At 42.5% G+C, this 15753-nt stretch carries 10 protein-coding genes; 4 read left to right on the plus strand and 6 right to left on the minus strand.

The window, feature by feature from the left end; genetic code table 11:
• Nucleotides 1-135: 135 nt before the first annotated feature.
• The 3 genes from KDU71_RS00750 to KDU71_RS00760 form a co-directional block, all read right to left on the minus strand.
• Nucleotides 136-2997 carry a TIM-barrel domain-containing protein gene (locus tag KDU71_RS00750; RefSeq protein ID WP_212187978.1) on the minus strand — a complete coding sequence of 954 codons (2862 nt, stop codon included), beginning with the start codon at nucleotides 2995-2997 and terminating at the stop codon, nucleotides 136-138.
• A 366-nt stretch (nucleotides 2998-3363) separates the two neighbouring features.
• Entirely contained in the window at nucleotides 3364-4194 is an 831-nt protein-coding gene (locus KDU71_RS00755) for a hypothetical protein (RefSeq protein ID WP_212187979.1), read from the minus strand.
• A gap of 196 nt (nucleotides 4195-4390) precedes the next feature.
• Nucleotides 4391-5671 carry a serine hydrolase domain-containing protein gene (locus KDU71_RS00760; protein ID WP_212187980.1) on the minus strand — a complete coding sequence of 427 codons (1281 nt, stop codon included), beginning with the start codon at nucleotides 5669-5671 and terminating at the stop codon, nucleotides 4391-4393.
• Nucleotides 5672-5816: 145 nt separating this feature from the next.
• Between KDU71_RS00760 and KDU71_RS00765 the strand changes: the two genes are divergently transcribed.
• Complete coding sequence (locus tag KDU71_RS00765) at nucleotides 5817-6821, plus strand: helix-turn-helix domain-containing protein (RefSeq protein ID WP_212187981.1); 1005 nt, start codon at nucleotides 5817-5819, stop codon at nucleotides 6819-6821.
• Nucleotides 6822-6921: 100 nt separating this feature from the next.
• On the opposite strand, the gene KDU71_RS00770 is transcribed toward KDU71_RS00765, so the two are convergent.
• The gene (locus KDU71_RS00770; protein ID WP_212187982.1) at nucleotides 6922-8634 is read right to left on the minus strand and encodes an amidohydrolase; all 1713 of its coding nucleotides are present in this window, start codon (nucleotides 8632-8634) and stop codon (nucleotides 6922-6924) included.
• A gap of 190 nt (nucleotides 8635-8824) precedes the next feature.
• On the opposite strand from KDU71_RS00770, the gene KDU71_RS00775 reads away from it, so the two are divergent.
• Complete coding sequence (locus tag KDU71_RS00775; protein ID WP_212187983.1) at nucleotides 8825-9805, plus strand: helix-turn-helix domain-containing protein; 981 nt, start codon at nucleotides 8825-8827, stop codon at nucleotides 9803-9805.
• Nucleotides 9806-10307: 502 nt separating this feature from the next.
• On the opposite strand, the gene KDU71_RS00780 is transcribed toward KDU71_RS00775, so the two are convergent.
• Nucleotides 10308-11657, minus strand: coding sequence for a serine hydrolase domain-containing protein (locus KDU71_RS00780; protein WP_212187984.1), 1350 nt, complete (start codon nucleotides 11655-11657; stop codon nucleotides 10308-10310).
• 164 nt (nucleotides 11658-11821) lie between these two features.
• Between KDU71_RS00780 and KDU71_RS00785 the strand changes: the two genes are divergently transcribed.
• Nucleotides 11822-12808, plus strand: coding sequence for a helix-turn-helix domain-containing protein (locus KDU71_RS00785; protein ID WP_212187985.1), 987 nt, complete (start codon nucleotides 11822-11824; stop codon nucleotides 12806-12808).
• 81 nt (nucleotides 12809-12889) lie between these two features.
• Here KDU71_RS00785 and KDU71_RS00790 read toward each other — a convergent pair whose 3' ends face one another.
• Entirely contained in the window at nucleotides 12890-14254 is a 1365-nt protein-coding gene (locus KDU71_RS00790) for an amidohydrolase (protein ID WP_212187986.1), read from the minus strand.
• A gap of 228 nt (nucleotides 14255-14482) precedes the next feature.
• Between KDU71_RS00790 and KDU71_RS00795 the strand changes: the two genes are divergently transcribed.
• On the plus strand, nucleotides 14483-15466 hold the full coding sequence (locus KDU71_RS00795; protein WP_212187987.1) for a helix-turn-helix domain-containing protein: 984 nt from the start codon (nucleotides 14483-14485) through the stop codon (nucleotides 15464-15466).
• The last annotated feature ends 287 nt before the right edge of the window (nucleotides 15467-15753 follow it).

Consider the following 15753-nt stretch of genomic DNA (forward strand, 5'->3'; position numbering starts at 1 on the left):
CTATTACGCAATACAGCCTGTAATAAAACATAGCTACACCTGCTTATTCAAGGGTCCAGGTAGATCACATTATACTGAACAAATAAAAAGAGAGCTTCGATGCACCTTTGTCCATCGAGCCCTCTCATCCATTTATTACTCAGCACTTATTTGTACTGGTTTCCCGAAGTATTTTACTTTCTGCCCTTTTAATCGGTCAAAATCGAGATCAACTTTATTCTTTTTATCAGCGAAAATCACCTCAAACTCCCGCTCATCGGGCATGCCATTATATGCTCCAATGCGCTCACCAATTGTTAATACCTGCTCCTTGTCAGACCACGAAACAGGAATCATCGCATAGTGTCCCTTTTCATAGTTATAGTTGAGTCCTTCATCTTCGTATATGGTGAAAGCACCATCGGCACCGGTATATACCAATAATTTGATTGGCGCATGCGGCTTTTGTCCGGTGTACTCAATTTGAGGCCCAACCGGTACAATGGAACCGGCTTTGATAAACAGTGGGATTTGCTCATAAGGTGCTTCCGCCACAATGCGTTGACCACCTTCAATAAAAGCTCCGTTATGGGCATTGTACCAGGCTGTTCCTTCGGGTAAATACACCTCGCGCTGACGAGTTCCATACTCGTATACCGGACAAACCATGAATGATGGCCCAAACATATACTGGTCGTCAATATTGGTAACAGCCTTGTCATTCGCGAAATCCATCACCAGGGCACGCATCATGGTGTAATCATTAAAATAGACATATCCAGCCAGGGAATAAATGTATGGCATCAGGCGATAGCGCAGCTTGTTGTATGCCACAATACTTTGATAGGCTTTATGAGATTCGGGTGCAATATGAAATACCTCGCGATAAGGATACTGCCCATGTGCCCTGTAGAGTGGCACAAAAGTACCGAACTGATACCAGCGCGTATTGAGCTCGCGCCACTCCTCCATATCCTCACTGCCTTCACGGGCAGTTTCGTAGCGTTTCTCCACACAAAAACCGCCAATATCCATGGTCCAGTATGGAATGCCAGACAAGGCAAAGTTCATTCCGGCTGTAATCTGTGCTTTCATATCTTCCCAGCGGGTGCCAATATCGCCGCTCCAGGTAGCTGTGGCGTAACGCTGTAATCCGGCAAAGCCTGAGCGTGTCAACAGGAACACACGCTTATCAGGATCTACGCTTCTTTGTCCGTTATATATCGCATCGGCATTGGCCAGGGAGTAGGTATTAAAATACTCAGTGGATGATCCCAGAGCAGTTGGTCCGCAAAGCTTTTTGCGGTAATCAATGCTGGCATTGGACAGTATATCGGGTTCTGAAGCATCCATCCACCAGGCATCCATCCCGTATTGATACAGGTTATCGCGCATTTGCGACCAGAAAAGTTCGCGCGCCCCCTGGCTGTATGGATCATAGAAGGAACCTATATAGCCCTGACCAATCCAGTCTCTCACACTGTCTTTCACTGCCTGCTGATACATGAAGCCTTTCGCATCCAGTGCCTTGTAATTATTAGTATTGTTATAAAACTTAGGCCACACAGAAATCATGCAGTGGGCATTCATGCCGTGTATATCATCCATCATTTTTTGTGGATCAGGAAAACGGCTGGCATCAAACTGATGACTGCCCCATTGGTCCTCCTCCCAGTACGACCAGTCCTGCACAATATTATCGATGGGAATGTGACGCTTACGAAATTCGGCCAAAGTACCAACTATCTCATCCTGTGTCTTGTAGCGTTCTCTGCTTTGCCAAAAACCATAGGCCCAGCGAGGCAAGATGGTGGCTTTACCGGTTAGCTGCCGGTAACCACTTATGACCTCATCCATGTTTTGGCCATGGACAAAATAGTAATCGAGCTGCTGGCCCATCTCCGACCATAAGGACAGTTTGCCCTGCTCTTCATCTGGTCGGGGCGCTAAAGCCTTGAGGCCGATATACGACACTCCGCCATCGGGTTTCCAGCTTAGCTTAAGAGGTACACGCTGCCCTTTCTCCAGCTCAACAGTAAACTTATAGGTATTAGGATTCCAGGCAGTTCGCCAGCGTTCTTTCACCACTTCCTTACCGGCCATCTCCACTTTGGTGTATCCGGCATAGTAAAGCTTAAAATGATAGGTGCCACTAACGGGTGCTTCAATCTGTCCCTCCCACTCAATGGTGGAATTTTCAAAGGGAAATGCCTCGGGAAATTGCTTAACAGCATCAAGGTGTTCATAGTCAATGTCTGCTTCATCTTTTTGCACAAACACAGTACCATCGGCCGTTGTGTAGGTAGCACTTAGTCCACCTTTTTCGCCCTGCTTGTTATACAAAGTAAACTGCGAAAGCTGCCCATAGTCACTGGGGTTACCAAAGCGGGAGAGCGAGTAATTATCCCATAAGAGGCCATAGTTCTTATTCGACACAACAAAAGGCACTGATACTTTTGTGTTGTACTGATATAATTCCTCGTTCTTGCCTTTATAATTCCACTCGTCGCTCTGGTGCTGTCCTAAGCCATAAAAGGCCTCATCGTCGGGCGATTCAAACACTTGCTCAAAGGTATAGCCGGTATAGCCGTCAACGCTTATGGGGCTAAACTTTTTATGACCGCCATCTTGCTCCTTTAGCAAAGCATTGCCAGCACTATCGAAAAAAGCCACTTCGCCCGTTAGCAACGATGCTTTCACCTTTAAATCAGCAGTACTGAGCAACAGTGCGTCCTCCTTTTCCTCAAGGGTGAATTTCACCTTGTTTTCGCCCTGTGGGATGACCACAAGACTCTCGCGTGGATTTAATTGCTTTTCGGGTGATGCCACCACCCTGATGATGCCTTCCGACACTGCTTGAATCTGAACTATCTGCGCATCGGCCTTGCTACACTCTTTGGGATATATAATAACGCCATCGCTTTGGCGCAGGTAGGTCGGTTGACTGCATGACACCAATAAAAAGCTGAACGCTAATAATTGTCCGAGATACTTTAGTTTTTGTGTTGTCCTGTTCATATGGCTGTTATCATTTTTCCATGTTTGGAGAGTCAATATTTGTTGACCAATACCACCTGCGATTGCGCTGTCACATGGCGCTTTGGCATTTGTCAATAGACTCATCACAAAAGTATCGCAATGGCACCTGCCTGCCCCAAACGATTGTTAATGATAGGGGTTAAAATGATAACTGCTATGTTGCTAATGATGTGAATGTATGTATGATTTGATAATTAAATTGTCTGAAAGCAACACTCAGACAACTGACAAACTGCTATTTAGCGGTTAGTAACCTCCTTAATCCTTCTTTCTGCGAAGCGGAACAAGCTCTAACAGGAGAGAAAGCCGTGAACTTCAATTCTACAACCTTAAGCATTATCTGACTTATAACTTACTCAACTGAATCAGATCAACGGAAAATGTAAGATAACTGCGCTCAGCCAATGGATTCATCACGGCTGCCACCTTAACAGGAAGTTTGGCATTTTCGCCAACTTTAAGCTTTCGGGTAAAGGCAATGCCAATATCATTGAAACCAGGTTTTGCCCCATAGAAATGAGCTCCTGTTGGATCGTGCAAACTAAACGCACCACCAACATGTGCCTTTACTTTATTTTCGCCCCAATACCAACCATATTCTAATGCCAGGTATTGCGTATATCTTTGCGCACCTCTGTAACTGATCTGTTCGTCGCCATCCTGAATGTATTCCAGTTCATTATCGCGACCAAAAACCAAAGTGGATGACTTTAAATGCCAATGACCGGCTTTATCAAGCTGCACATTCACTATCAGGTCGAGCAGGCCGCGGGTTGTTTGTTTATTGAAATCAAATATGCCGCTTGGATCAGGTATATCCGTAATACCCTGTGTAAAGTTGTAATAATATTCAAGGTGCACGTTAAATCGAGGTTGACGATAGACCAGTATAAAATCTGTTTCCTGATAAACGCCATTTAAACCAACTCCTCCATACATACCAAAAATCCAATCGCCCCAAATAACACCCGCCTGTGTAGCCATTGCCGGAGAGGCTGAAGGCAACAGACCTCGGAAGACATTTTGTGACTTAAAAGCCAGACTCATATCCCAATCCACTTTAGTAGCCTTATCTATATAAAGGCTATCGGCTACTACTTTATTATCGTGCTGTGCCCTGGCCATAAAAACAAAGCCAGACATAAATAAAATAAATACTATAATTCGCTCTCTCATAACTTACTCATATTAATGGTGACTTATTTGATATCCAAAACTACGGTGTATTGTGGAGGTTAATTATTCCAATATTCTCATACATCACCCCATAATCGCCAAACTGTAATTCAGACATATTCAAGTGGCATCTTAAAAAAAAATGGAGGCTGATATATCAACCAGCCTCCATGTTTATTTTTTAGTTTCTATGGTGTTATTTATTTAAATAGTCCGCAATTTGCTGAAACGCATTTTCCACGCGTTTCATCCGCTCACGATCGGCACTTGTTTTTTCTGATGCAAAACGTACAATCACTACTTCTTTTGTTGGATTAACATAGATGTATTGACCATAAATACCTTTGGCTAAAAATGAATTATCGGCATCTCCTTTTACCCACCAGTAATTTCGGTAGGTGCCATTTGGGTATAAATCAGCATGTGACCCATTAATAAATTCATCTCTGTTACCATTATTGATTATGTCTGATGTTACAGATGATGAAAAAACCCGCTGACCATTCATTAGTCCTCCCTGTTGCATTAATAAGCCAAACTTAGCAAAGTCGTACACCGGCGCTGACAAACCGCCAGTAGCCCAGGCAATTCCGGCTCCATCAATAAGATAGATTGCCTGTCCTTCAGCCCCCAGATGACGCCATAATTCATCTGATACATTCTGCTCCAGCGTCTTACCTGTAACGCGATTTAAAACCCACCCCAACACATCAACAGTTGGAGAGTTGTATAAGAAGGATTCTCCATGCTTCCGTTCCTGCGATACCGATGGCAAAAAGTCCATAATTCCGCCACCTTCGTAGCCTTTAATCTGCCATGAGTTGGCTGCTGCTCCATATTGACGGGCAAAAGATTGTTCATTCATCAAGGCTTCAATGCTTTCGTCCCAGGCGGTTCCTGCACTCATATCTAACAGTTGACGTACAGTAGCCTTTGCAAACCCACTTTTTGACAATTCAGGAATGATGTCTTTTACCATTGCATCAGGATCCAATGTGCCACGGTCAATTAAAATGGCTGCTACCGTTCCAATAACTGATTTAGACGTAGATGCTGCCCAGTGTGGTGATAGAGGTGTCATATCATTCCAGAATCGCTCGTACACTAACTGTCCCTTATGCAATACTACAAAAGCATCAGTATTATATATTTCCAGCAACTCGCGCAAATCGAACTGCTGATCTCCGTCAAGGCCAACGGTCAGTTTATCCATGTTTTGAATTGAGCGCTCAAATGGAATCGACGGACCATATCCATTATCAATATTAGTTGTGTTATGAATGCGTTGCACATTTAAAAATCCCCAACGGTTAAAAGGATACATTGCCCAGTTTGTGGCATCCACCCGTTTATCCTGGGGCGCCGGATAGCCTACCATCAATCCTAATTCTTTGGCTGTATCGCCATTTTGTGCAACAGCACTCTGCATCATGGCCAAAACAACAGTTGCCATTAGTAAGTAATTTCTTAGTTTCATAATATAACGTTTTTAATAGTTTCAACTTACATCACAAATATACAGGTGCGGCAGGTCCCTGAACTATTGATTTTCTTCAAGCAAAAATCCAAAATCGTCAAAACACTTTAATTAGTCTTGGCCAGCACCACTTATTCAACTACATTTGAAAGACGAGATGGAAAACATGAAGAACACCATGCCTATAATTCTTGAATTCACAGAAGGCAAAGCAGAGAACTACTTTAAGGCCGTTCATGACTATTTTGGTGGTGAGCTAAAGGCTGACTCATACTATTTTAAGAGAGGTGCAACATTAATACATGGTACTTCTCTTCAGCTAACCGAAGGTATTGAGCTTTCGATTATTGATGCTATACATACCGAAGCACTAAAAATGGTTCGAGTACCGGATAACAATCCGGACTATTATCACCTGGTAATTATCCATACCGGCAAATACACTCAATCTTTTGAACAGGAACTCTTAAAACTTGAAGCCGACAGTACAAAAGGGATATTTATCTACAACGGCATGTTTCCGCTAGAAGCCGAATTTCCAGCTAATACGCCCTATAAAGCCATAACGTTCAAATTTCATAAAGCATGCCTCGAAGACTTAATACCTGAAGCCGCTGCGATGTTCAAAACCATGTATCCATCTGATGAAGGTATTGCATACCACATTCCTACAACCAACAAGGTCAATCAGCTAGCTGATGATATTCTGAGCTATCAGAAGGGTATTTACGGAGCAAAAGCCATGATAAAAGCGCGGGCTTTTGAGGCTTTTGTTATCATCATGAAGATAATGGAACAGATGACGGATGATGAGCTACATGGTTTGCATATTGACGACTACAACCGACTGATGCGTATCAAAAAGCATCTGTTGGATTCATTAACCGACACCATCAATGTAGAAGCCATTGCCGAAGAGTTTGCCATTAGCGTATCGAAGCTTAACAGGGATTTTAAAGCCTTGTTTGATATGACCATTTATAAGTTTTACACCCGCGCCAAAATGGATGAAGCCTACCGTCGATTGCAAACAGGTAACTACTCGGTGGCTGAAGTAGGGTATGACCTGGGCTACAGTAGTCTTCCTAAGTTTTCGGAGATGTTTAAGAAAGTAAAAGGGATTAACCCAAAGGACGTAATAGCCTTGTAAATACCTAAAATGCACACCTATAGCCACAAGACAACATTACCCCACTGCTATAGCAACGGGGTAATGATAATAAAGCAAAACTATTCAATATAGCAGACTGCTAATTGTTTTGAAACACCATCTTTCCATTCATCCAGGTCTCTACAACTTCTATTTCCGAAATTTTGTAAGAATCAACCTTGCGTGGATCATTTTCGAGAATAACTAAATCGGCATATTTACCAACTTCAATTGAGCCTATTTCGTGCTCCGACATACACTGCCAGGCTGCTTCACTGGTTAAAGCCCGGATAGCTGATTCTACAGATACGCTCTCCTCAGGCGATATTTTATAATTCGGCTCTTTGAAAGTGTTGCGGTTAACAGCAATCTGAATCATCTCCAACGGATCCGGATTGGTCACCATAAAATCAGAGTGAAGGGTATAACTAATATTACGGCATTCGGCACTATGCGCACGATCCAATAGCTGCACTTTTTCTTCACCAAACACCATATCGCGCAACCAAACGCCCCAGTAATGAACATGACCAATCAGAAAGCTGGCTGAAATACCGTAGTTTTTCATCTTTTCAAACTGTTCATCGTGTATAATTGAAGCATGCTCAATGCGAATACGCAAAGGCTCTATATCAATCCCATCCTCAATCAGGTTTTCAACCATTGTTAAAATATTATCAATGGCCGCATCTCCATTACCATGCACAGCCAGTTGCCAGCCTTGGGCTGCTCTTTGTCTGGCAAAACGTGTTAATGCCTCAACCGATGTATATTCTTTACCATAGGTTCCCTGGTGCATACCACAACAATATGGCTCACGCTGTAAACCGGTATAGCCCTGGTTTGAGCCATCTGCCACAAGTTTAAAACCCACCAGGCGAACCAAATCATTCCCGTCATTGGGTTGAATATCAACCTCTGTCCACTCATCATTAAGTAAATACGACGGATATGCACGAATACGTGTGGTTAATTCAGGATTAGCTCCAACAGCCTTCAGAACGTCCCAATCGGCGGTACTATTACTTGCCACCCCCAAGGCCAGCTCGGTAGTAGTGGTAATCCCTTTTGAGTTCCAATCACCGGTTAAAGCCAGTATAGCTTCAACCGGATCAACTGTTTGTGCTTCGGGCATCGCCATCCAAACCTGAATAAAACTGGCCATGTTTTTCATTACTCCTGTTAAATCACCATTGGCATCGCGCACAAACTCTGCACCATCGGGGTTTGTAACTTTGTTGGTAATACCTGCCACTTCAAAAGCTTTAGAATTAGCATATGCCAAATGCCCTGATGCGTTTAAAATAAAAACAGGGTGTTCAACAGAAACAGCATCCAGATCCTTAATGGTCAATTCTTCAGGGCCATCCTGCACGGCAGGGTCCCAGTTACGGGCTGCAATCCACTTTCCAGGTTCGGCATTGTCTGCCATCTCCTTTAAATGCTTCAGCACTTCATCACTTGTTTTAAAACGCGACATACCAACATATTCCATCAGGTAATCAACGGAGGCACCAGCTACCACATGGGCATGCGGATCGATAAAACCAGGCAACATGGTTTTGCCTTCCAAATCAATCAAACTGGCTTGTTTCCCAAACTCTTTCTGTAGATTTGATAAATCACCGGTTGCAACAATCTTATCACCTTCAATAGCAATGGCTTCCACTTCAGAAAAATCACTATCCACCGTTAGAATGGTTCCACCATGAAAAATAGTGACTGTTGTCTCTTTTTGAGTGCAACTAGTCAAGCCAACTATCATCAGGATACCTAACAGGTAAGTCCTAAAAGAATGCTTTCTTGTCTTCATATCTTATAATTTAATTATTTGTAATTTCTGATACAAACATATAAAGGTTAATTAAAGTCTATTGCACCATTTTCGTCAATGACTATCCCATTATTCACATTAGCCAGTGGCGAACAACTCGTGTTAAAAATATGTTTAACTTGGGACACACTCTGACAAACTTTATTTTTGCATTAAACAATCACACGGCATGAAACCAACACCCCTGACTCTATCGTTTAAGGAAGGTGCTTTTGACAACTATATCAAAGCATTGTATGAACATTTTGGTGGAAAGTATAAAGATAATCACTATCATTTTCGTAACACTAAAACTCAAATTCATGCTGCCATACAATATATTGCTGATGGCATTGAGATTGGCATTATGGATGCCATCCACTATGAACCAATACTTTTAGAACGTGTTCCAGATGGGAATCCTGATTATCTGCACCTCATCATCATCCATACCGGCGAATTTTCCCAATCGTACAACAATCAGCATCAACATTTGGAAGCCGACAGTGCAAAAGGCATTTTCTTTTACAATGGCATGTTTCCTTTGGTGGCTGAGTTTCCGGCCAATATGCCATACAGATCCATCGCCTATAAGTTTAAAAAAGAAGCCCTTAAGCATCTGATACCAGAAGCCTTGCCGCAGATTAGTAAAATGTATCAGACTCAGGGAGGCCTAGCCTACCATATTCCCACCACCAGCGAAGTCAACCAGCTTGTTGATGATATATTTCACTATCACAAGGGCGGATTTGGCACCAGTGCTTTGATTAAAGCCCGGGCAATAGAAGCTTTTGCCATAACTTTAAAGGTGATGGAGCAAATGGACGATGATGAGCTGAACGGCCTGCATATTGACGATTATAATCGCTTGATGCGCATCAAAAAACACCTGCAGGAGTCATTCGCCGGCACCATTAACGTAGAGGCCATTGCTGAAGAATTTGCCATTAGCATCTCTAAGCTCAACCGCGACTTTAAAGCGCTGTTTAATACGACCATCTACAAGTTCTACACCCATGCTAAAATGGATGAGGCCTATCGCCGCCTCCAATCGGGGCAATACTCGGTTACCGAGGTAGGCTACGACCTGGGCTACAATAGCCTGTCAAAGTTCTCGGAGATGTTTAAGAAAGTAAAAGGGATTAGCCCAAGTGATGTGGTGGCGTTGTAAGAAGCTGCATACTGCTTGTTCGCTTATTTTAGTTTTACCGCAGAGTAGAAGGAGGACGCGGAGGAATTACAGCTTCAATCCTCTACTCAGGGAAAAGAAGCCGTCAACTTAAACCTTTTCCAAAGTTTAAAACTTTGGAAAAGATGAGTTCTTAGCTTATTCTGCTTTGTGGAAAGAGGTTTTGATGAGGTGGTCAGACCTCTGCGCTCTTTGCGTTCTCGGCGGTGAGTTTTTTTATCGCAGAGTAAAAGGAGAAGCAGATGCAGAAAAAATCTCCCTCTCCCTGCGGGTGTCTCCCCAAGGGGCGAATCTACCACATTGGTGAAAACAAAGTTTCGCTAATACCTTTAAAAGACTAACACAAATTGGCAAGTGCCGAAGGCGATGGGGGATTGCCACCGAATTAATCCAACAGATGCAGTGCCTTTATAAAAACTGCACATAAAAAAGTCAGTAGCCACACACTAATGACTACTGACCACTGACGATTATTTACTCACAATTACCTGTAATGCTCCTGAATAATCTGGCGGGCAAACCCAGGGAAGTAAAGCAGGTTTTCATATACTGTTGAGAACCATACCACCACTGTATTGGTTTCGGGTGATACATATATGCCCTGACCATAGCGACCAGCCTTGTACATGTCACCATCGTTAAATACAGCATCCCACTGGTAGCTGGCATGCGATGGTACCTCGCCAAAATATTTGGCATTATTGGTTCCTTGTTCCCCTTTCAGATAAGCATCGCTATAAGTGTTATCATACACCTTATCAAAATACGTATCGCTTACCAGTTGGTGCTCAGCCACTTTGTTCCAGCTATCGGTATAAATCATTCCGTAACGCCCCATATCGCGCAAGCGTGATGAGAAAATGGCTCCGTTTAAAATTTCGCCTTGTGGCGTCAGTGCATAAGCACCTTCACTTTCCATACCTATCTGCGTCCATAAACGCTGACTCATGGCATCTTCAAAACGCTGGCCGGTTACGCGTTCTACTATCATTCCAAGTATCTGAGTATTCATGGTAGAATAATCAAAGGCGGTGCCCGGCTCTATATATAGCTTTACATCACGCATAATGTCAAACAATGACTTATCTGAAACTTCATGACGGGTAGCAATGGCATAGGCAAATCCAACAGCCAGTGGGTGACCAGGCGTTTTAAAGTTCTTGTTGGTCTCCACATAATCCATTCCTGAAACATGGTGCAGCAAATGCTTTACCTTCACCTTTTGCCAGTCTTCACTATCGTACTCCGGAATATAATGTGTTACATTTTTCTCAAAATCTATCAAACCGTCCTCTTCCAGCATGTGCACCAATATACCGGTTAATGTTTTAGAAGCCGAAAACCACACATGCTTATCAGTTGGGCGCATACCCATGTATTTTTCCAAAGCAATTTTACCATCGTGTATCACTAACAGCCCCTGCATACGTGCACTGTCATTCTCTACCAAATCTCTCAATGGCATTTTACCCGCATTGGTATCCGTCATGGTATCCCAAAGCTTTTCATCCAACTCCTCTTCGAGCATGGCTACTTGCCCCTCGCGGTAAAGGGTGGCGGTAGGCGACACTTCGGGCAGGTTAAGGAACGAGTATGTTCCGGTATCATCAGCTTTAATAAAGTTGAGTGCCCGGTAGGCTGTGCGATATGTCTGCGCCTCAGATGCTTCAATATCATCGGCAAAATAGCTAATAGGCTTCGTGGCCTTATCTTGCTTCTCTGTTTGTTTTATCTCTTTTTTACCTTCATCGTTCAAGGTATCATTATTTGCACATGCAACTAAGTTAATAAGCAATGTTGCCACAACTACAGGTATAAATTTTTTCGTTTTCATAATACCATTATTTTAATTCGTGATTGTTTACTCTTAAAATTCTAATACAAAGATGCACCTGAATAACTGCCTGCACTATTCCAAAACGTTCAGGCATCAATTCAAAAAGACAAAAACAATATGAAAGTAGGTATATTTGAATGTATATGCTACTTTTAAACATTATGAATAACGAGAATACTCTACATTTGAAGGTAAAAGAAGGCATTACCTCGAACTACCTGGATGCTTTGCAAGCTAAAATTGGAGGTACAAGAGTCGAAAATCGCCTGGATTACCATGTTGGCAATAGCCGCCTAAGTATTTCCTATTACAATCTAATTCCTGAATTTGAGGTAACACTCGCCCAGCTGGACTACCATCAGAAGTTGATAGTTGAACGTGAACCGGATGACCGTGCCGATTATTTTCATTTCAACATGGTGAATCAGGGTCAGATAAAACAACACATCGACAACAAAGAGCAATATACCGAAGCAGGTGCCTCTAATGGTGTTTTTATTTACAATGGTTTATTCCCGCTCAAGTCATTTTTTCCGGCTAAAGGCAATACGCAGTCCATGGCCTTTAAATTCTCGAAAAAGGCGTTTGATCAACTAATGCCCGAATCACTCGACTTGTTAAACAGCCTGTTTCCCGATGCAGAACCACTTGCCTACCACACCGCCATCAACAGTGAATTGGCTAAGGAGCTAAAGGATTTATTTTATTACGAAAACACCAGTTACGGACGTACTCCCAATGTTATGTCTGTCGGCCTGAAATTGTTCCCCATTTTGATGCAATCGTTAAAGACGCAATTGGATAAGGATGAACTCAATGGCCTGCACCTGGAAGATTACAATCGCATTGTGGAAGTTAAGGATTACCTGCTGGCCAACCTCAACCAGATAATTAAAGTCGAAAACATAGCAGAGATGCACCACATAAGCCTGTCGAAGTTAAAGCGTGATTTTAAAAGTTTATATGATGTATCTATTTATAAGTTTTACACCCATGCTAAAATGGATGAAGCTTACCGCAGGCTAAAAACCGGTCAGTATTCGGTAACCGAGGTAGGCTTTGATTTGGGCTACAGCAGCCTGTCGAAGTTTTCAGAGATGTTTAAAAAAGTAAAGGGGATTAACCCGAAGGATGTGGTGCCGTTGTAGATGACAACGAACTATTATAAGTTAGACAACACTACCCCGTGCAAAAACACGAGGTAGTGAAGTTATAAACAGCTTTATTGCTTATTTCTTCTGTAAAATCTCTAATGCCACTAAAGCCGATACTTTTGAGCCAAAGGTTATCCCATTCAGGTCGACCTGGTAGCTTGGCTCGTGGGGCGAAAATGGAAACTCTTTACCCTGCGACTGCGCATTGACAAAAAGCTGAGGCTCTGCTGTTCCAATAAATAAATAAGCTCCTTTTACGTTTTCCAAACCATCAATCAGGGCAAAAGCATCTTCTGAGCCTGGCAGGCTAATATTATCCAGACGGTGATTAACAAAATCTACCCGTTCGCTTGCATTTCGTATGGTGGCCATCAAATTAGGGTCATTATAAATAGCCGGACCAAAACCACTTTGTGTAATGGTTGGCATCATGTCTTCTGAAACCCCATTTGCCATGGCTATACCGTTAACAATATCATGGATGCCTTTTATCATCTTATTCATCACTTCGTTAGTTGAGAAGTGCAGCTTTAATTTCAGGTGTGATTCGGTGGGAATCACATTGTGCTCCACACCAGCCTGAACACTTCCAATGGTTAGTACTGCCACCTCTTCAGGATCGGTGTAACGCGAAACCACGGTCTGCAACTGCACTATGGCCATACCTGCCATTACCACCGGGTCGATGGCATGATGAGGCGATGAACCATGACCGCCAATACCATGAAAGGTGACGTCCATATGGGTGGTTCCGGTAGTCAGACGACCATCGGTTGTAAGCAGTGTACCAGTTGGGAAAGGGCCTGTATGCTGCGCTAAAAAATAATCAGGCTGTGGCACATTGTATTTGGTGTATAAACCATCGTCCACCATTGCCTGGGCTCCCTGAACCAATTCTTCGGCGGGTTGGGCAATTAATACCAAGGTACCTGACCAGTGCTCTTTCATGGCGCTCATTGTATGAGCCAATGCTACAACATAAGTTGTATTGGCATCGTGCCCACACATGTGCGATACCGGAACTTCAAGGCCATTGGGACCAATGGCTGTTTCACGGCTGGCATACGCTAACTCTGTTTCCTCTTTAATTGCCAATGCGTCCATATCGCCCCGATACATTAACACGGGCCCATCACCATTTCGGAGGATTCCTGCCACTCCGGTTTTGCCAATGCCAGTATGCACTTCAAAACCAAGCTTACTCAGCTCATCAGCCACAACGCCTGCTGTTCTTGTTTCCTGAAACGGAAGCTCTGGGTTCGCATGTAAATCCTTATACACATTATGGATATAATCCGCATTGTTATCTATCGCCTGCTCCATTTGCTTAATAATACTCTGTGGTAAAGTGCTTTCCTGTGCATAAACACTCAAGCTCGTTATCAGTAAAGCCACTAAGATGAGGCTTGCCAGCCGTACATTTATAATTATCGTTTTCATAACACAAAAATTTTTATTTTTCAATCATCGCATAAAATGCTCTTATAACTGTTACAAGGTGATAGTCACTATTGCTTTATGAACTTTCACATGACAAATATAGGTTCTAAAACTGCTGGCTATTATCCCTTATCGCCCATAGGGTATCCTTCCACGGCCATTGTTTATTTACGAGAATTGTTAAAAAGGCGATAATCTATTAATTTCACATTTAAAACTAATCGTTTGATGGAGCAGGAAGACCAATACACTTTAGAACTAAAAGAAGGTAGTGTTAGAAACTATATAGAATTATTGGAACAAACATTCGGTGGTACCCGAACGACAAATGCCTATGATTATAAGAAAGGGCTTGATAAAATTCATATTTCTCACTACAACATTCTGGATGACCTGGAATTGGCACTGTTAGAAGTTAATCTTAGTAAAGCATTGAATGTTCATCGACAACCCGATGAACGAACAGACTTTTACCACCTGACTTTTATTAAAGAAGGGCACATTGAACGCGACTACCAAAATAAAGAACTTGAGGATGCAGATACGACCAAAGGCTTATTTATTCACAACGGACTGTTTGCTCTTTCATCTCATTACCCGGCTAACCTTGAGATGCGTTCATTATCTGTTAAATTCTCCAGAAAGGCATTATTGCAAATAATCCCCGAAGCAAATGATTTATTACAATCACTCTTCCCCGACGATGAACCACGTGGCTATCATACCAATGCTCTGGTTGAACTAGAGAATATGGTAAGGGATATTTACTTTTTTGAGAAGGCAGCATTTGGTAGTAAAGCACTGGTAATTGGGCGTAGCCTGGAACTATTCACTCAACTGCTGGGGACTATAAAAAACCAGCAGGAAAAGAATAGCTTAAACGGTTTACATTATGACGATTACCAAAGACTTTTGGATATTAAGCATTACATACTGAGCCATCTTGACCGAAAACTGAATATTGAGGATATTACAAATGAATTTGGCTTAAGCGATTCTAAACTTAAACGCGATTTTAAAGCCCTTTTCAATTCATCGGTATACCAATTTTATACCCATGCTAAAATGGATGAAGCTTACCGCAGGCTTAAATCGGGACAATACACCGTTACTCAGGTGGGATTTGATTTAGGCTACAACAGCCTGTCGAAGTTTTCTGAGATGTTTAAAAAAGTAAAGGGGATTAACCCGAAGGATGTGGTGCCGTTGTAATTTCATATAAAAAAACATTACAGGCCGATTAAAAATGTAAAAAAACAATGAAGCGTCTATATGATATGCAATCCCGCCGGGATTGTTATTAATAGGGTAAGCTTATTATTTCTATAAATATTCAACTTCTCCGAAGTTGTTTTATTATCTCCAGCGGAGATAAATATTTGCAGATAAGTGCAATGTAAATGACCAATCAACCTCAGCGAGGTTGAATAGATTTACCCGGTTATTAATGATAAAAAAAGCCCGGAGCACAACACTTAATGGCATTGTACACCGGGCAA

It is taken from the genome of Carboxylicivirga sediminis (assembly GCF_018156225.1).
Lineage (GTDB): Bacteria > Bacteroidota > Bacteroidia > Bacteroidales > Marinilabiliaceae > Carboxylicivirga > Carboxylicivirga sediminis.